The organism is Siminovitchia fortis (assembly GCF_007681465.1).
GTDB lineage: Bacteria > Bacillota > Bacilli > Bacillales > Bacillaceae_C > Siminovitchia > Siminovitchia fortis.
In genome coordinates this window covers 55737-75137 of the sequence record NZ_VEKZ01000014.1, presented here as the reverse complement: position 1 = coordinate 75137, position 19401 = coordinate 55737, and the positions used below count along the sequence as shown (strand labels likewise).

Annotated in this window: 12 protein-coding genes; 5 read left to right on the top strand and 7 right to left on the bottom strand. The window is 44.5% G+C overall.

The features are described from left to right. Window positions 1-239 precede the first annotated feature (239 nt). Window positions 240-713, bottom strand: a complete 474-nt coding sequence (locus FS666_RS07175) for a GyrI-like domain-containing protein (protein ID WP_144460825.1) — start codon at window positions 711-713, stop codon at window positions 240-242. Window positions 714-1067: 354 nt separating this feature from the next. On the opposite strand from FS666_RS07175, the gene FS666_RS07165 reads away from it, so the two are divergent. Both FS666_RS07165 and FS666_RS07160 read left to right on the top strand, forming a co-directional pair. Continuing rightward, window positions 1068-2654: an ATP-binding protein gene (locus tag FS666_RS07165; RefSeq protein ID WP_144460827.1), complete on the top strand. Its 1587-nt coding sequence runs from the start codon at window positions 1068-1070 to the stop codon at window positions 2652-2654. Between the two features lie 10 nt (window positions 2655-2664). Beyond that, on the top strand, window positions 2665-3372 hold the full coding sequence (locus FS666_RS07160) for a response regulator (RefSeq protein WP_144460828.1): 708 nt from the start codon (window positions 2665-2667) through the stop codon (window positions 3370-3372). Here FS666_RS07160 and FS666_RS07155 read toward each other — a convergent pair. From FS666_RS07155 to FS666_RS07130, 6 genes are all read right to left on the bottom strand, one after another. Next, window positions 3347-3667 carry a DUF4387 domain-containing protein gene (locus FS666_RS07155; protein ID WP_144460829.1) on the bottom strand — a complete coding sequence of 107 codons (321 nt, stop codon included), beginning with the start codon at window positions 3665-3667 and terminating at the stop codon, window positions 3347-3349. The genes FS666_RS07160 and FS666_RS07155 overlap by 26 nt on opposite strands. After that, a complete protein-coding gene (locus FS666_RS07150) occupies window positions 3660-5036 on the bottom strand; it encodes an acyclic terpene utilization AtuA family protein (RefSeq protein WP_244943864.1) in 1377 nt (458 codons plus the stop codon). The genes FS666_RS07155 and FS666_RS07150 overlap by 8 nt, the downstream gene beginning before the upstream one ends. 3 nt (window positions 5037-5039) lie before the next feature. Next, the gene (locus FS666_RS07145) at window positions 5040-6554 is read right to left on the bottom strand and encodes a tripartite tricarboxylate transporter permease (RefSeq protein WP_144460830.1); all 1515 of its coding nucleotides are present in this window, start codon (window positions 6552-6554) and stop codon (window positions 5040-5042) included. Between the two features lie 17 nt (window positions 6555-6571). Beyond that, window positions 6572-7030: a tripartite tricarboxylate transporter TctB family protein gene (locus FS666_RS07140; protein ID WP_144460831.1), complete on the bottom strand. Its 459-nt coding sequence runs from the start codon at window positions 7028-7030 to the stop codon at window positions 6572-6574. 57 nt (window positions 7031-7087) lie between these two features. After that, on the bottom strand, window positions 7088-8101 hold the full coding sequence (locus FS666_RS07135) for a tripartite tricarboxylate transporter substrate binding protein (RefSeq protein WP_244943863.1): 1014 nt from the start codon (window positions 8099-8101) through the stop codon (window positions 7088-7090). Window positions 8102-8538: 437 nt separating this feature from the next. Next, window positions 8539-8931 carry a thiol-disulfide oxidoreductase DCC family protein gene (locus FS666_RS07130; RefSeq protein WP_144460833.1) on the bottom strand — a complete coding sequence of 131 codons (393 nt, stop codon included), beginning with the start codon at window positions 8929-8931 and terminating at the stop codon, window positions 8539-8541. A 444-nt stretch (window positions 8932-9375) separates the two neighbouring features. On the opposite strand from FS666_RS07130, the gene FS666_RS20460 reads away from it, so the two are divergent. The 3 genes from FS666_RS20460 (at window position 9376) to FS666_RS20455 (ending at window position 19396) form a co-directional block, all read left to right on the top strand. After that, window positions 9376-13248 carry a M28 family peptidase gene (locus FS666_RS20460; protein WP_144460834.1) on the top strand — a complete coding sequence of 1291 codons (3873 nt, stop codon included), beginning with the start codon at window positions 9376-9378 and terminating at the stop codon, window positions 13246-13248. 589 nt (window positions 13249-13837) lie between these two features. Next, window positions 13838-15271 (top strand): M14 family zinc carboxypeptidase, encoded by a 1434-nt coding sequence (locus FS666_RS07120; RefSeq protein ID WP_144460835.1) that lies wholly within the window; start codon window positions 13838-13840, stop codon window positions 15269-15271. Window positions 15272-15523: 252 nt separating this feature from the next. Continuing rightward, window positions 15524-19396 (top strand): M20/M25/M40 family metallo-hydrolase, encoded by a 3873-nt coding sequence (locus tag FS666_RS20455; protein WP_144460836.1) that lies wholly within the window; start codon window positions 15524-15526, stop codon window positions 19394-19396. Window positions 19397-19401 lie beyond the last annotated feature (5 nt).

Genomic DNA, 19401 nt, shown 5'->3' with positions numbered 1-19401 from the left:
TTGAGATGGCCTCGTGTGATGCTTCCTCGAGTTGGCGTCGTGCAGCTTTGCGACGAGGTGAGCATATACTTCCTCGAGTAAGCTGCGCCGCAGGAGCACATTAGGCGCGAAGTCTGCTAGTCGATAGGCGCTGGAGCTAGACATCAAAAGTCTTTGTGCAAAATTTTAAAGCTAAAACATCTTATGCTTTCTTAAACAGCGATAAAGGCGGCCTTAACATGTAAGGCCGCCTGATCGGTCTAATAAATTGGTATTAATATCTCCGCCGGTTCTTCCTCGGCATTTTCGTCAATATAATAAATTTCCACCGGGCTCGAATGGTTAAACCATTTCTCCTTGTATCCATGTTCTTGCATCCAGGCGTAAACGGCGTCATACCCTTCGCTTATTGTTTTGTTTGAGCACGATATTTTTGCATATTTCGTCATCGGGAGTTTGAACCCGATCATTCCTTCAGGAATCTGGTCAATCTCATCCACTTCAAGGCAGGCAAAATATGTTGCGATAATTTCGTTGCACATAAACGGGCTGAACAATATTTCTTTATGTTTTTCGTTATGAATCTCGTCTGTTCTTTGTAAAAAATCCTCTTGCACCTTGATGGCAGCATCTGGGAAGGAGTCCGGGAAGTTTGCGGTGATACTTTGTCCAACCAGCTTCAATTCTTTCTGAACGATCTCACATTCGAAAGTGGCAATGGTTTTTTGTTGCATAACCGTCATTCCTCTCGTTTTATTCTTCCAAATTATTAATTCGATGCTGACCGGCTTTTTCCTCTTTTTCAAGAGCCTGCATATTTTAATGTAACAGGCCTGGAATTCTCCATTGTTGCCTTATAAATGCTGATAACTCGGATTGGTGGCACGAGCGATTCAGATTGTACTTTAAAATTTTCGTTATTAAAAAGCTTCTCTTTCAGTTTATCAGCATTACCGGTACTGGCGAGAATGGGAGAAAATGAATAAAATAGTAGTTCAAGGAGATGCTCCTTCATGTCTGTTCAATTCCGAAAGAGGTGAGTGGGATATTGGGATCATTTTACGGCAATTGATGGGGGGAAGAAAAAATTGAAAAAGGTCAAACTGCAAACGAAAATCTCCATATTGATCTTTTTTCTATTAATTGGGGTAGTTTTACTATTATCTATACAATTTTTTGTCACGTTCTCCAATTCGATGATTAAAGAAAAAGGGGAGCAGGCATTGAGTGTTTCCAGGACGGTTGCCAACATACCGGAGATCATCGAGGCTTTCGATACTCTCCATCCTGAAAAAATTATCCAGCCGATTGCTGAGCGGATACGGAAAGATACAGGTGCCCGGTTTGTTGTTGTGGGGAATAAAGATACAATCCGTTATTCTCATCCGAAGGAGGACAGAATCGGAAAGCAGATGGTCGGCGATGACAATGAACGCGCCCTTGAACATGGTGAAGCCTATGTATCGCGTGCTGTCGGCTCCCTTGGTTCCTCAGTCAGGGGAAAGGTACCTATAAAAAACGAACATGGCGAAGTAATCGGTGTCGTGTCAGTTGGTTTTTTGGAAGACAATATTGACGAAATAGTGCTTGAATATCTAAAGAAAATCTTTCTTTTTGTTATAATTATCATGTGTATAGGGTCATTGGGAGCCTTTTATATTGCAAAGGGAGTAAAGAAATTGATCTTTGGCTTGGAGCCGGAGGAGATCGCCCTCCAGTATCTGGAAAAGAACGCGATCATAGAATCGGTTAGGGAAGGCATCATCGCTGTTGATAAAAACGGAAAGATTACGACCATAAATGAAAGGGCATTCAATATTCTTGGTTTAAAGCCGATGAAAGACTATACTAATATACCGATTCAACAAGTCTTGGAAAATACAAAAATGTTGAAGGTGTTAGCTGACAAAAAACCTCAATTTGATGATGAAACGATTTTAAACGGCAAAGAAGTGATTGTGAACAGGCTTCCGATCATCGATAATCAAGAAGTAACAGGGGCTGTTGCCAGTTTTCGCCTGAAAGATGAAATAGATGTACTGGCAAAAGAACTTACCCAAGTTCATCAATACGCAGATACGCTGCGTTCGCAAGCACATGAATATTCCAACAAGCTCAGTACGATTGCTGGGCTCATTCAAATCGGCAAAACAGGAGAAGCGCTTGACCTGATCCAAACAGAAGCGCATGATTATGAAAATCTTGTCCACTTCATAATGGATAGAATCCCACATCCGTTGATTGCCGGAATCATTCTGGGCAAGTACAACCGTGCGCAAGAATTAAAAATTTCATTTTCGATACACCGGGAAAGTTCGCTCCACTCCTTTTTTGGCAATGATTCAAAAGGAGAGAAACTCGTAACGATTTTAGGCAACTTAATAGACAACGCTTTTGAGGCTGTTCAAAACACATCAAGAAAAACGGTAGAATTATTTATAACCGATATCGGCGAGGATATCATTTTTGAAATTATGGACAGCGGGCCTGGAATTCCAAGGGGAAAGGAAGAGCGCATCTTTGAAAAGGGTTACACGACAAAGTGTGAAATGAATCGGGGGTTTGGGCTGTTTTTAGTGAAAAGAGCACTGGATCAATTAAACGGTTACCTTACAATCGATTCAGAGGAGGGGAAGGGGACGACATTTACAGCATTTATCCCAAAAAAGAATTGAGAGGGTTATCATGAAAGAAATAGATGTTCTCATTGTTGAAGATGATATAAAAATAGCCGAAATTCATAGTGCTTATTTAAAGAAAATGGAACATTTTAAGGTGATTGGCATTGCAACAAGTATAACAGAAGCGAAAAAGCTGCTCTCCATAGTTCAGCCCGACCTGATTTTACTGGATGTTTATTTTCCAGAGGGGAGCGGGATTGACTTTCTTTGGGATATCCGAAAAGAAGCCTGTCAAATTGATGTTATTATGGTCACGGCTGCCAAGGAGATCAAACATGTTTCGGAAGCAATCAGGGGCGGTGCCTTTGATTATATTATCAAGCCGATTGTATTTGAACGATTTGAGCGGACATTGAAAAAATATAAAGGCTATAAACTGAAAATCAATCAATCTGCCAATGTAGACCAGCGGATCGTCGATGGACTTTTTCAGAGAGAGCGTGAAGAAGAGGCGGAAGTGAAAGAGAAAAACGTTCCAAAAGGGATTGACCCGATTACATTGGAGAAAATCGAATCCTATATGAAGAAAGGTCGATATAAAGGGGAAACCGCGGAGGAAATCGGGAAAGAGCTCGGCGTCAGCCGGACTACCTCCCGACGATATTTGGAATATATGGTTTCCATTGGAAAAGCTAAGCCTGAACTTACCTACGGAAATGTAGGGAGACCGGAGAGGAGATATACCCTCATCCACTCCGAATCGGCAAATTAAGAATAGGGACATATTGCTGCGCGCCGTACGTGTCCCTTTCTCCAGGCGATCCCGATGGATGCAGCCTGGGCAATGTTATTTTAATCGCCTTGGCTGCGTCAAAAAATATAAGTTCAACAATATTTTCCGGCCGTAGCCCGTATAAGGAGGCGATTCTTTCTTTCGTGAATGATCCGCTGTGTTTGGCAAGATCATAATTTTTTTGGTCAGAAAAAAGGATATCAACCGTCAATTCAAATGGCCCGGCATTTTTACTTCGGACTACTTCCGCCAAATCAGACACTTTTTTACCCATTTTGTTCGCTCCCTAATGTTTTATACATAACCGGGAAGAGTTCGTCTTCTTCATCCAATTCGATAGTATGATAAACGGAAAATTCATATGCTTGTCCCCCGGACAATTCAGGAGGCGCAAAGGGCAGGGCCAGGTTTCCTGAAGTGGAAAGGCGACCGGGGTAATCGTGATGCAATAAATCGGCACGCAGGTACGCTGTAATGCTGTCGGAGAGTTCCTGGTTCTTTGCGATTGTTTCGACAACAATGCCGATTTCGGCCGGAACCATATCATGTTGCTCCAACTGCCCAAGCACCCCATCCACTCCATACGTTTTTATAAAAATGGAAGCCTCTCCTTTTTCCAGCTCCGGAAAAAAAGCTTTCGTATCCTGCATCGCCTTATTAAGTATTGCTTCATAGTTTGAAATAAAGAGAGGATCTCTTGCTCCGGCAACAAGCACTGTCCTGTATCCAGCCCTCATCACACCTTCTGCCTTTATCGTATAAGGCGTTTCCCTTATGAAGCGGCTGCCGCTCACTTTTACTGTTCTTCCATCGATTTGTTTAAAAGTGCATCCGCTTAAATCAAGAAGGCCGCCGGGACCGGGAAGCAAATATGGGTGAGATTTTTCATAAAGTGTATGTGCGGCTACAGATTGTTCGGTACAGGCCCTCATTTGGTTGGCCGGTTTTATGAGGAAATGATCTTTGCGGATAATGCCGATCATTCCATCTTTGGCCGTACCGGGCGAGGCTGCCAGCGCCCCGCACTCCAAAATTTTTCCAAGATGAAAAGAGAGTCCTTCGTCAAATTCGTATAAAATAGGGAGTGCTGCAAAAATGACCGGATCATAGGCTCTGCCGGCAATAATAACATCCGGTTTTTCATGAAGGGCATTTATAATGGGGTCTATTCCCATCTGGGCAACCAACGCGGTTGTTTGGTCAATACGTTCCTCTGTCAGTTCCGGTGCGGTGCCACAAGGTTTTACAGCGCCCTTTAACCATTTCTCTTTCAGCCAGTCCCTCCGGATGTCGGAAAAAATGAAAGCGGAAAGAATTGTCATATTTTCTTCCAGTCCTATTTCGTGCACGATGTCGGCGAGCCAGTGTACCCGGGAATTCGCGCCAGATCCTCCGGCTGAGCCGATGATCAGAGGTATCCCTCTTTCCTTGCCGGCTTTTATTAAAGGCGCCAAGTCTTTTTTTGTGGCGTAACGGCTAACGCCGCCGATTCCCATGCCAAGCCGGTGAGGGCCGCCATCCGTTGACCCGGCATCGACGGCAATCACATCAGGTTCAAGACTCAAGCCGTATTCAAGTGACTCCAGAGGATACCCGTATCCGAGCATCCCCTGGGGTGATAAAATAGTGATTTCTTCTTTCAACCCTTATCCCCCCTGGGAAATATCTTTGTTGAATAAAGATTTTCCGTTTCTGATCAAATTCCATAGCGAAGGCCCAAATAAGGAAAGTGCAGCTATGATGAGCAAGGTCAAAGAGACGCCGCTCTTCAAAAAAACCGTATAAGCACCATTGGAAATCGTCATCGCCTGTCTGAATGACTGTTCCATCATTCCACCCAAAATAAAGGCAAGGATGAATGGAGGGGCAGGAAATCCGTAAAGTCGCATGAAATATCCAACAATGCCGAACAGAACGAGTATAAGCAAATGAATTGTATCAAAACTGACAGCATACACGCCAATTAGGCAGAAGATCACAATTAGCGAAATCAGTATTTGTTTCGGAATGAATAAAATTTTTGCAAGTAGTGGAATGACGGGTAAATTTAATATCAGTAAAAACACGTTCCCGATATACATACTCGCTATCACGCCCCAAAATACATCCGGATGATCCTGCAGCATCAGCGGGCCGGGCTGCACTCCGACAACGAGAAGTGCCCCGAGCAGTAAAGCCGTCGTTCCTGAACCTGGGATTCCCAAAGTCAGCAATGGAACGAATGCACCGCTTGTTGCGGCATTATTGGCTGTTTCCGGGGCGGCAACCCCTTTGATATTCCCTTTCCCGAAAGAGGAAGGATCCTTGCTAAGCTTTCTTTCGCCCATGTATGCCATAAATGAGGCAATTGTCGCTCCGGCTCCAGGCAGGACGCCGATGATAAAACCTAGAATGGAATGCCTGCCGACTGGTCCGGAGATATCTTTTACATCCTGTTTACTCAGTCTTAGGCTGCCGACTGAGGTTTTGTTCGTAAACATTGATTTGGTGCGTGTGATGACTAATTGGGCCACTTCCGCCAAGGCAAACAATCCAAGTGCGACAATCAAAAAGTCAATGCCTTCATATAACGAAGCATTTCCGAAAGTGAATCGCTGAGTCCCCGTTTGTCCATCAATTCCAATCGTAGCAACAATCAAGCCCACGCAGGCGGAAAGAAGTGCTTTAACAGTCGAGCCTTCGGACAATCCGGCAATTGCACTGAGCCCAAGAATCATCAATGCAAAATACTCAGTGGGACCAAATGAGATAGCTAATTTGGATACATAGGGAGCAAAGAGCATTAAAGCGATAACACTCAATGTCCCACCGGCAAAGGAGCAAATGGCGGCTACAGCCAGTGCTTTCCCAGCCTTTCCCTGCTGCGCCATCGGATAGCCGTCAAATGAAGTGGCAACCGTTCCTGAAACCCCTGGTGCATTCAGGAGAATAGAAGAGGTCGATCCGCCAAAAATGGAGCCGTAATACACTCCCGCCATCATAATAAGGGCTGAGGCAGGGTTCATTCCGTAACTCATTGGAATCATAATCGCAATGGCTGTCATAGGGCCCAATCCGGGCAGCATTCCGATGATTGTGCCGACGAACACTCCGATGAATGCATAAATTATATTTTCCATGGAGAGTGCAATTTGAAAACCGTATAATATATTTTCAATCATGTCTATATCCTCATCTCCTAAAATGACAGAATGCCTTGTGGCAATGATATGAGCAGCCAATAATTAAATGCGTAATAAATAAGCCCCGTAAATATAACAGCAGTCACGACCGTCGTTACCTTCTTTTTGTAACCGAGCACCAAAGGCATGATAATCAGGAAGGCAATGGTGGATATGAGAAAACCGATCGGTTCCAGGATCCCTATATAAACCAGTGTTGAAGCGAGTACAATAAACAGCATTTTTATATCAGATACCGCAATATTTCTTTTTTCCTTTTCTTCCGCTGTCGCCTGTTTGGCATTGATGAACAAAAGGATCGATAAAAACAAAAGCAGCCAGCCGAGTCCCTTCGGAAGTGCATCGCTGTCAACGATTGCATAAGGATACTTCGGGAGGCGGAATGCCAACAACAGATAAACCGAACCAAAAATGAATAGTAAAACTGCTATCCATCTGTCAGGTCTGTTTTTCATGGGGATCACCTCTTTTTAAGCAGCCGGAAGAGAACCGCCTCTCCTCCGGCATCCAGTTTATTTTTTAAGTCCCATCTCTTCCATCAAGGAAGCAATTTCCTCGTATTCTTCATCAAGGAATTCTTTAAACTCCTGGCTTGGCATGAAATTATCTTCCCATCCATAGTTGTCGCGGACTTCGGCCCAGGTATTTGTTTCCATCATTTCTTTGATGGCATTTTCGTAATATTTGACGGCTGCTTCATCCATGTCTTTTGGACCCATGATTCCTCTCCAAACGATAAAATCGTCCTCAATGCCTTGTTCTATCAAAGTAGGGAATTCCTTCATCTCTTCATCTGTTAAACGCTCAGGAGCGGTAATAGCCAATACTTTTACTTTTCCTGCGCGGGCCTGTTCAACCGCTTCTCCGACACCTGTGGAATATACATCGACTTTTCCTCCCAGCAGCATGGCCATTCCGCCTCCGTCTTGGGCAGAAACGTATTTCAAGTTTTTAACATCTACTCCTGCAGCGTGAACGGCTTTTACAAACTGCATATGGTCCATGCTTCCAGGTGCGGAATCACCGACCACTGATATGGAGCCTGGATCTTTTTTCAGGGCATCCACCAGGTCGTTCATGTTATCAAATGGCGAGTCAGCGGGTACAATAAAAGCTGCATAATCGGATGTGACTGCAGCGATCGGAGTGAAATCATGATGGCCCAAATCCGATTGTCCATTTAACGGAACAAAGAAAATGGGGGGAGATGTAACAAACAGCAAGTGATTGTCTCCTTTTTTTCCATCTACGTACGACCAGCCGACTGCCCCGCCGCCGCCAGGCTTGTTTACGACAGCAAGCCGCTGATTAATAATTTTTTCTTCATCAAGTACTTTGGAAATAGCGCGGGCTGTCGTATCCCAGCCGCCTCCTGCTCCTGCGGGTGCAATGACTTCAATGGGCTTGGACGGTTCCCATTCGGCATCTGCTCCTTTGCCGCCTCCGGTTTTGGCTGAATTACCGCAGCCTGCAGCAAATAAAAGAACGAGTGTAAATAAAGACCATAACCATAACTCTTTCCTCAATTTTGAAACCTCCTCACAAAATGTACTCGCTTTCATTTTAACCCTCAATTTTATTTCGTGAATATTTGGCAAATAACCTCTTTTAAGTTTATAAAGAATATTTTGTTTATAGAGTTCATGCACTGTCCATTGCTCGCTTGAATCGAGGTGTAGAAAGAGCCGGAAAAGAAAAAGCTGTACGGGCGGTTAAGAAAAGCGCAAAGCGCTCGTCTATCGGCGCAAAGCTAGACGAGCGCTGAAGAAGGCGCAGTTTGCCTTCAAAAGTGATTGGCTTAATCCTTGTGCCGATGGCGCCTGGCCGCCTTAAAGCGCCACGTCCTGTGGCTTCGTCGGCACTAGGACCTCCTGTCCGTCGGAGCTGGACATAGCACATCATCATCCCATATAGATGTTTCGTCCAAATTTTATGCTTTAACAGTGAAAACCAAGACGTGCAGTTATGATAAAAATCTCTTCCGTACACTTGGAGGCGGGAGCATACAGCTTTCTCTTACGCCAAACCATTTGTAGCGGTTCTTGGCTATAACATCGTAAGCAAAGTTTCGAAAGGGAACGGGAAGTATTATTAGAATGACGGCTAATTTCCATGGCCCTTTCAAATGCCTGGCGATTCTGAGAACTGCTGTCGATTTATAATAGGCTTTATCCCCCTCAATCAATATCATGCTGTCAACATCGGGAGGCACGTTACGCTCTTTCAGCAATTTTTGCCCGATATCGCTTTGGAGTGAGGCAAAGCGATATTTGCCTTTCGGGTCATTTTTTATGATGAACCGGACGCTGGCATCACAGAAATTACAAACGCCGTCAAATAATACGATGGGATTCACAACCATTCCTCCTGATCGTAAGCCTTCCTCTATCTTAACCTTTTTACGGCCTGGGAAACATCATGATTTGCGTCGCTGTATGAGTTGGCTCATATTTGGTTCAACCCGGATCATATTTTCCTGATTGAGGATTAAATCTTCCGCTTTTTGGATTATTCTTCTTTGAACCTGGCTTATATCCGCTTTTATATGATCATCTTTCAACGATTAATGAGCATTGGAGACATTTATTGCAGAATATGCAGTGTTGGACGATTTACCTACAGCGATATGTGTTTTTTCACCTATCCCACCAATTGAGCTATCATTCTTTTATCCTTGTGAAAAAGGCAAAATGACTGATAAATATGTTTCTTAGGCACTATTTTTATCAGAATCGATAAAATTTTCTGAATAAAATGATATAATCTCCTTTAGTTAGACAAATTCTAAGGGGAGGTTTAAATGAGGATAAAAAAGTTCACGTCACGAATGCTTGCTGTATCCAGTATTATGGCCTTGACGATGACTTCTTTCGGGGGGCAGCCAACTTTCGCGGTATCCAAGGAGCCCGAAAAGGAAGTCGAGTTTAAACGAGAGATGTCACTCGTCGAAACTGTTTTGCCGGATCGGAAAGTGCTGGATGATCTTGTCGCGAAAGGGATTGATATTGCAGGATTGAATGACCGGAACGGTGACATCGAAGTGCAGTTGGTTGTGAGCGAAGCGGACATTGAAATGTTAAAGCTTCAAGGGTTGAAAGTGAAAACAATTCAGACTGCACAGGAGGCGAACAAGAATTTAAGAAAACAAGAAAGGAAGATGCAGAGCGTTCAGCAGGAAGACAAGCTGAAGGTTTTCCGGGCGGATTATTTTAAAAACCAGTCAGGGACATTTTTATACCTTGAGGTAAAATCTAGTGCCGGCCCAAACGCCACGATGACAGTTGAATGGACAAATGGCAAAGGGGAAAAACAAACGGGTTCCATGACAAGAAAAGTCGATGCCGGAGAATACCTCTATCATTACATCTTAACTGATATCGATGCGATTCCGGAGAATGTCATCATCACTACAAAAGAGGGAGGAAAGATCGAAACCAAGCTAAAAGAATGGATTGGTGACGGTACACCTTCCGATGATGACTATTTCAGCGACTTTGTCGACCGTTATATGAACCCTACAGAAGTCACGGAGCGGATTGAGCAGTTAGCTGAAGAGTTTCCCGATTTGGCGGAAATTGTCGAGATGCCTTATAAAACAAATGGTTACCGGCGTCATGCACAGGCAACTATTGGAAGCGAAGCAAATGCTGCTTTCACTCTCACCTCAAAAGCTTGGGGGCATGAGGGAGGAAATGATATAAAGGTTGATGTGAAATCAACCGATAAGGCGAATGCTGAATTGAAGGTGGCGGTAGATGGCAAAAAGATCACAGTAAATTTGGGAACGGATGGTTCATCCAAACCAAATAGTACATCAGCTGAAGTGATAGAGGCCATCAATAAGGCAGCAGGTGATTTGGTGAGTGCGGCCAAGTATAGAAATTCGGATGGAAAGGGGATTGTACAACCTCAATCCGGCATCTCTCTTTCCGATCATTTGAGTGCCCCGGAAGAGATTTCCAGGGATCCGTGGACAGTCAAAGCGATTCGGATCGGTAAAGTCCGTGACGGCTCCAAGCCGGGGGTACTTGGGTATTCGCAGGAACACGCCCGCGAGTGGGTCACTCCGCTTGTTTCAGTCGAAACTGCCGAGCGTTTGCTAAGAAACTACCATACGGATGAAAATACGAAGAAACTTGTAGACAATCTGGATATTTTCATTGTACCGAGCGTAAATCCGGATGGGGGACATTACACTTTCTACGACTACAATATGCAGAGGAAAAACTTGGTTAACCATTGTGGGCCGGAGACATCTGATCCCGACTACCGGAACTCGTGGGGAGTCGACTTGAACCGGAACTATAAAATCGGCACTGTGTGGGACGGTTGGATTGGCGGATCAAAAGACTGTCTATCAGGAACGTATGCCGGTCCGGAACCATTCTCAGAGCCGGAAAGCCGGAATTTGATTTGGCTGGCTGAAGAGAACCCGAATATTAAGTTTGCGATGAATATCCACTCAAACGGCGGTTACTTCATGTGGTCACCTGGTGCATATGACGCCAACCGCGTGACACTTCCGCGTCCGACTGCAGGAGAGGAAGCCTATTACTGGCAGGCGTCGGAGCATATTTTGAAAAAAATCAAAGAACATCGCGGAACGGTCATCATGCCCGGAAGGACTGGACCGATCCCGGATGTATTGTATTCTGCCGGAGGAAATTCCGCTGATACGCTCTGGTATGAATATGGCATTTATGCGTGGAACTTTGAAGTAGGAGCGCCTTTATGGGATGCGGCTGCGAAGCGCTGGGTAAGTGTCGGTTTCCAACCTGAGTTTGAAGAGGGACACGCTGAAGCAATGGAATTCGCCAATGGATTAATCGGTATGTTCGAAGTGGCACTCGAAAATGCCGATGATGATGTGAATCCTGAATCAAATCTAAACATTGAAGCGGGGACATACAACGAACCTGTTGAAGTCAAGTTCGAGACCAGTGAGCCTGCCACCGTCTATTACACGCTTGACGGGTCAAGACCCACATTAAAATCCAAAGTCATTGGGGTCGCAGGTACAAGGGATGGAGCCGAAGCATTAACGATTGACGAAACGACAACAATCAAATGGTTCTCCGTAGATGCCGCAGGCAATATCGAAAACGGTTACAACCCGGATGGAAAAGAGAACAATTACAACGAAGCGAAGTTTGTTATTGACTATTTGCCTGACGGCGTTACAGCCAATGGCATGAAATCACTCGTTGAACGTTTTGAGAAAGAGGGCGAATTCGCCAGTGAAGTGGCTGCCCGGGCGTTGAAAACTCACTTGACGGCAGTTGCATTATACGAGAAGCAAAACGATGCCGAAAAAGTGGCCAAGCACATGAAGAGCTTCAACTTACTGCTGGAACAGCAGGAGAAGAACAAGCTGGTTTCCGGGAAAGTGGTCCGCATTCTCAAATCCTATTCAGATCAACTGATTGAGAAATGGGATACACAATTCAGCTCTGAAAAAGCGATGAAACACATACAGCATTTGAGTGTGGATATTGGACCGAGAGTGACAGGCACTGCCGAAGAAAGACAAGCTGTTCAATACATTAAAAAAGAGTTTGAGAGTCTGGGATACGAAGTCTCTACACAGGAGTTTGATATTCCGGATCGGTTTGGCGGAGAATTGAAGGTTGTTTCCGATAATAACAAAAAGCTGAACATGGCGATTTCAAGCGGCTCGTCTCAAACAGATGAGAACGGACTCACAGGGAATGTATTCGATGCAGGATTGGGTAAGAAGGAGGATCTTTCAGGTGCAGAAGGAAAGATTGCGCTAATTCAGAGAGGAGAACTCAGTTTCTGGGAAAAGGTTGAAAATGCAATCGAAGCGGGAGCTGCAGGTGTGATCATCTATGACAATACGGACAGCGCCTCCCCAATTAATCCGAGCCTGGGAAATAATAGGAGTACCATCCCTGTAGTCGGCATTACCCAAGCAGATGGGAAGGACCTGCTATCAAAAGCTTCCTCAGGTGAGGTAAAAGTCAATTTAATGGTGCGTACTTTTACTAATCAAAAGTCACAAAATGTCGTCGCAGTGAAAAAACCGAAGGGCATATCAAATCCTGAAATTGTGTATGTTACTTCTCACCTGGACAGTGTACCCGGTTCTCCTGGGGCTAACGACAATGGATCCGGAACAGCCACCATTCTTGAATTGGCCAGAGCCATGCAAAATATACCGAATAATAAAGAAATCAGGTTCGTCACTTTTGGCGCGGAGGAAATCGGGTTAGTCGGATCCAGATATTATGTCAGCCAACTGCCTAAAGAAGAAATTGACAGAAGCATTGCCAATTTCAACTTGGACATGGTCGGGACAAAATATGAGCCTGCTTCCCAACTATATGTCAACACGGTTGATGGGAAATCCAATCTTGTATGGGAATCAGTAAAAGCGGCTTCAGACAGGTTAAACATAGACGACAATGTGTTAAACCTTTACCAATTCAGCAGATCGGACCATGTGCCTTTCCATGAAGCCGGCATCGATGCAGCGTTATTTATCTGGATGGAGCCCGGAACAGCAGGTTTGGAGCCTTGGTACCACACGCCGAACGACAAGATTGAAAACGTCAGCCCTGAAAGAATTCAAACGGTGGGCAATATTATTCATTCAGCTGTATCCGAGCTTGTTACCCAAAAACAGGGCGTACAGTCGAAAAAAGCATCTTAATATTCGGACAACCGGGCAGTTCTTTGTGAGATTCCCTTGCAGGAACAATCAAAGCCTAAAATCAGGGGACCTGTTCCCCTGATTTTTAGTTAACGCCGGCAAGCAGATTATATATGCCTTTTGGCAGGGGGCTTCCGGTTTCTTTTTTATCGAAGTCCAAACTTGCACAAAGTAACTTAGTACTAAAAAACAATAATATGCCTGTTTCTTTGGAACTGTTTTAAAGAGTTTTTATTCTAATATTTAGATAAATCTGATAAGATTCCATTAGACAATGTTTGCTTATCTCCAATCATAAACGCCATCTTTCTTCTTAAATCGGAACAAATGGAAAATGCTTCAACCTTTTCGACATTAGGATATTCGTCAAGCCCTCCCAAAAGAAACCACTTTTTTGTTTTGAATATAACATTTAATACACGGTTTAACTTTATTAGTTACGTATAGTTATGTGAAGGAGGTGATTAGCAGACTGTAGTCATGAATTGAAGTTGTTGATGCTGTAATGGACACTGGACGATTAACCTCTACATAACTCTATTAATCAACTAAATGACAAAGAGGAAACAATTTGAGAGGAGTGAGAAAGATGTTAAAGAGACGCTTGTTTTTGGTGGCTGCAGCTCTGTTCCTTGTTTTTTCTTCCAGCGGGATAGCCGGAGCGGAGTCGGAGAGCATTGTTGGCTCTGAAATCATTCTATACGATGAAATGGTCGACATTCTTGGGCAGTTGGAAGAACAAAGTGATGGCAAACTGGATGTATTTACGCTGAGGGAAATAGGGATTGAAGAAGGAAGAAGTGAAACAGGCAAAGACCTTTATGTTGCAAAAATTGGAAATGGGGACAGAAATATTTGGGTTCAAGGACGAATCCATGGGAACGAGCCTTATGGTACAAATGCAACACTGCGTTTGATTGAAAACCTGATAAACGAAAAAGACGTTTCTTACAAGGAAATTCTAGAAGAGTTAACTGTGTATTTTATCCCAATGTATAATGTTGACGGTGCCAATAGAAATCAGCGGGGAACGATCCTGTATGACCATGAGACTGGAGAACCCAAGCTGAATGATAGGGGACAAACAATTACGGTCGATTTGAACAGGGACTGGGTCGACGGTGGCTTTGACGCAATCGAATCAGTCGGATACTACAAATTATGGACGCAGATCAAGCCTGAATTTATGATGGACATCCACCATCAGGGGAATAAAAACTTCTATGGGACAAATATTCCTGTGACACTGTCACTGGGAATCTCTTTAAATCCCGGAGGACCAACTCTTCCTAACCTCAAAGGCGGGGAGTATGAGGATTTGACACGTCAAGCAATGGTTACTGTATTCGATGCGCTGAAGCCATATAAAGAGTTTACCGTTGACCAATATATCACCGGAACCAATGTCATTGATATCCGCGGCGGTGTTTCATCGGGAATGATGATGGGAATCAACTATGAAGGTCTCAATGAAGAAGGGCACAGCAACCCTGCTGTCTTTCTTGAAACATCTGGCCAATTCCTTGATGGAGAGCGGGAGCCTTTGATTCAGCAAAATATTATCGCTACTCACGCATTTTTATCCGGGCTTGCGTCCGGAGAATTGTATAAAGCTGACCCTGAACGTTGGAACGAAGTTCCGATCCGGCCTATCAGCGGCTTCAATACTGATTATCAAGGAGTTATTCCGATTAATCCTCCACGTCCGGAAATTCCGGTGAAAGTGTCTGCAGACCACATTAAAGCGCTTGTTGAACGTTACGAAGAAATTGGAAAGTTTGCAAACAAGGGTGCTGCCCAAACATTGAAGGTACATGCCACATCCCTGAAGCATTATGAGGAGACGGGACAATATGATAAGGTCATTAAACATCTGGACGGATTTAATAAATTGATAGACCAGCAGAAAAAGACTAATTTGATGACCGATGGAACATATCAAATGCTGAAAGCCAACAGTGATTATTTGAAAGTTTTAATGGAAAAACAGAAGAATCAGGCGGTTGGTGGCAAAGCCGGCTAGAGATGATTATACCCCTGGGCTGCAACTTCAGTGCAGGGGTTTTACCCTGAAAAACTCTCGAACGGGAATAAAGAACTAGTTTTTAATAAGTAGGTCACATGAACGATATTACTAATATACTAGCAGTCATTGCAAAAAATGTTATCTTTATAATGCTATATAATCATTTTATTCCAAACTATAACAATCTTCTAAAAATACTGATATAATCAACGAAGAAAATCAAAAATTTTATACAAGGGGGGGAATTAAGTGTCTTACAGACGATTTGTGTCACATTTCTTGACGGGGACAAGCATCGTTGCTTTGACTGTATCCTCTTTTTTTGTAAACCCCGTTGAAGCAGCACCGAAAGAGGATGCAACCAAGGTGGAGTTTGAACGGAAAGCGGCGCTTGTGGAAATTGTCGTACCGGATCGGAAAGCAGTGGAGGATCTAGTTGTCAAAGGTTACGATTTGACAGGCTATGTCAGTGACCGGAACGGGCAGCTCGAAGTGCAGGCTGTTTTAACAGAGGCTGATATTGAGGTGCTCAAACTAAAAGGGTATAAAGTGACAGTCATCCAAACTGCTGAAGAAGGCGAAAAGCTATTAAGGCAGCAGGAACAAACAGAAAAACAGAAACGCCAACCGGCACAGCAGGAAGACAAGATTAAGGTGTTCCGGGCAGATTACTTCAAAAATCAATCAGGACTGTTTCTGTATCTTGAAGTGAAGTCAAGTGCAGGCCCGGACGTTGGCATGACGGCAGAATGGACAGATGGCAAGGGAAATAAACAGACAGCCACAATGACCCGGAAAATTGATGCCGGAGAATATTTATATCATTACGTATTAACCGATATTGATTCTGTTCCGGAAAATGTAGTCATTACTACCAATCAGGGCGGGAAGGCCGAGACAGGTTTAAAAGAATGGATCGGCGACGGCACCCCGGCGGATGATGAGTATTTCAGCGACTTCGTTGACAAATACATGACACCTACTGAAGTAACAGAGCGAATCGAGCAGCTTGCCGAAGATTTTCCGGAGCTGGCGGAAATTGTCGCTCTTCCTGAAAAAACAAATGGATATAGAAGAAAAGCCCAGGCCACAGTCGGAAGTGTGGCGAACTCCGCTTTTGTCCTTACATCAAAGGCATGGGGACATGAAGGAGGAAACGATATTACGGTTGACATCAGACCCTCAAAAAGTGTAAATGCCGCTTTGGAGGTTATGGTCGAGGGCAGCCATTTGACTGTGAATCTGGGAAATAACAGTACATCGGATGCAGTGATCAAGGCCATTAACGAAAAAGCCGGCGATTTGGTAACTGCGACAAGGTATAGAAATTCCAACGGAACCGGCATTGTTCAGCCGCAAAGCAATATTAAGCTGACCGATAATTTAAGGGCTCCAAAAGAAGTTTCGAGAGATCCATTTGAAATAAAAGCTATTCGTATCGGCAAGGTGCGGGACGGCTCTAAACCAGGTGTCTTAGGTTATTCCCAGGAACACGCGCGTGAATGGGTAACACCGCTCGTGGCTGTTGAAACGGCGGAGCGTCTGCTCAGGAACTATCACACAGACGAAAAAACAAGAAAGCTAGTAGATAATCTGGATATTTTCATTGTTCCCAGCATGAACCCTGATGGCGGTCACTATTCATTCTACGATTACAATATGCAGCGCAGAAATTTGACAAACCATTGCGGACCGGAAGCCTCCGACCCGGCTTACCGCAATTCATGGGGAGTCGATTTAAACAGGAACTATAAAATAGGATCTGTATGGGACGGCTGGATCGGCGGTTCGAAAAGCTGTACATCCGATACTTTTGCCGGACCGGAACCATTCTCGGAACCGGAAGCACGGAATTTGAATTGGCTTGCGGAACAAAATCCGAACATCAAATTTGCTATGAATATTCACGCATATGGCGGATATTTCATGTGGTCACCTGGCGCATATGATGCAAACCGGGTAACGCTGCCTCGTCCGACAGCTGGAGAGGAAGCTTATTATTGGCAGGCGTCCGAGCATATTTTAAAAAAGATCAAAGAGCATCGCGGAACGGTTATCTTGCCAAGCAGGACCGGGCCGATTCCTGATGTTTTATATTCAGCAGGAGGTAACTCTGCGGATACGCTTTGGTACGAGCACGGCATTTATGCATGGAACTTTGAAGTTGGTGCAGATCTATGGGATGCCAGAACGAAGCGTTGGACAGCCGTTGGTTTCCAGCCGGCATTCAGTGAAGGGCACGCTGAAGCGATGGAATTCGCCAATGGTTTGATCGGGATGTTTGAAGTGGCTTATGAAAATGCCAACGACGATGTCAATCCCGAATCAAAAATTGTTCCTGGAGCGGGAACGTACAATAATCCTGTAGAAATCAAATTTGAGACGAGTGAACCGGCGACAGTCTATTATACGCTGGACGGTTCAAGACCAACGCTTAAATCCAAAGTGATTGGAGTTGGGGGTACAAGGGAAGCTGCAGAAACAATAAAGATTGATGAAACGACAACCCTCAAATGGTTCTCAGTGGATGCGGCAGGCAATATTGAAAACGGATACAATCCTGACGGAGACAAAAACAACTACAACGAAGCTAAAATTGTCATCGATTACTTGGAAGGAAATATAAGCGCCAAAGCAATGAAGAAGCTTGTTGAGCGCTTCGAATCTGAAGATGAATTTAATGGCGCTGTTGCGGCACGTGCATTAAAAACCCACTTGACTGCTGTAGAACTCTACGAGCAGAAAAAGGAAGCGGAAAAAGTCATCAAGCATATGGGCAGCTTCAAGACCTTGATAGATCAGCAGGAAAAGGGCAAGCTTATTTCCGGGAAAGCTGCACGTATTCTAAAAGGCTACGCGGACGATTTGATAGAAAAATGGGATACGAGTTTTAATCCTGAAAAGGCGATGCAGCATCTAAAACACTTAAGTGTTGATATCGGTCCAAGGGTTACAGGTACGGATGAAGAAAGGCAGGCTGCCCAATATATTCAAAATGAGTTCGAAAGACTCGGTTATGACGTTTCTGCTCAGGAATTCAGTATTAGGGACAGGGTCAGCGGTGAACTGAAAATTGTCTCTGATAACAACAAAAAGCTTCATTCGGCGGTGTCAGCCGGTTCCGCCCAGACGGATGAAACGGGTGTGACTGGTGATGTCTTCCATGCAGAATTGGGCAAACCGGAGAATTTTACAGGTGAAGCGGAAGGGAAGATCGCTCTCATACAAAGAGGGGAGATCTCATTCTGGGAAAAGGTGGATAATGCGACAAAGGCGGGAGCAGCCGGCGTCATCATTTATGACAATACGGAAAGCCTTGCCCCTATCAACCCGAGCTTGGGAGACAACAAAAGCACAATTCCTGTGATGGGAATTACGCAGGCGGATGGAAAAGCGCTGCTTTCGATGATTTCCTCGGGTGAAGCGAAAGTAAATTTGACAGTACGCACACTGACAAATCAAAAATCACAAAATGTCATTGCGGTTAAAAAGCCAAAAGGCATTGAAAATCCGGAAATCGTTTATGTTACGGCGCATTATGACAGTGTACCCGGTTCTCCGGGAGCTAACGACAATGGATCGGGAACTGCCTCCATCCTGGAGTTGGCGAGAAACTTCAAGGACATGCCAACCAATAAAGAAATCAGATTCATCGCGTTTGGCGCGGAAGAGATTGGATTGGTCGGCTCCAGATATTACGTCGGCCAGCTGCCGAAAGAAGAGGTTGACAGAAGCTTAGTCAACTTCAATCTGGATATGGTTGGAACGAATTGGGACAAGGCTACCCAATTGTCTGTGAATACCGGCGATGGCAACTCCAACCTTGCATGGGAGGCCGGAAAAGCGGCAGCCGGCAAGCTGGGAATCGACCAGAAAATCATGCATATGTACCGCTCAGGCGGATCGGATCACATTCCGTTCTATGAAGCCGGTATTGATGCAGCACTTTTCATCTGGGAAGAGCCGGTCGTTCATCGCTTGGAGCCATGGTATCACACACCTGGTGACGTGATTGAAAAGGTCAGCCCGGAAAGAATGGGCATTATCGGAAGCATTATTAACCAGGCTGTAGCGGACCTCATGGCCCAAGAAAAGGCGGATCAAACGAAAAAAGCATCTTAATTGAA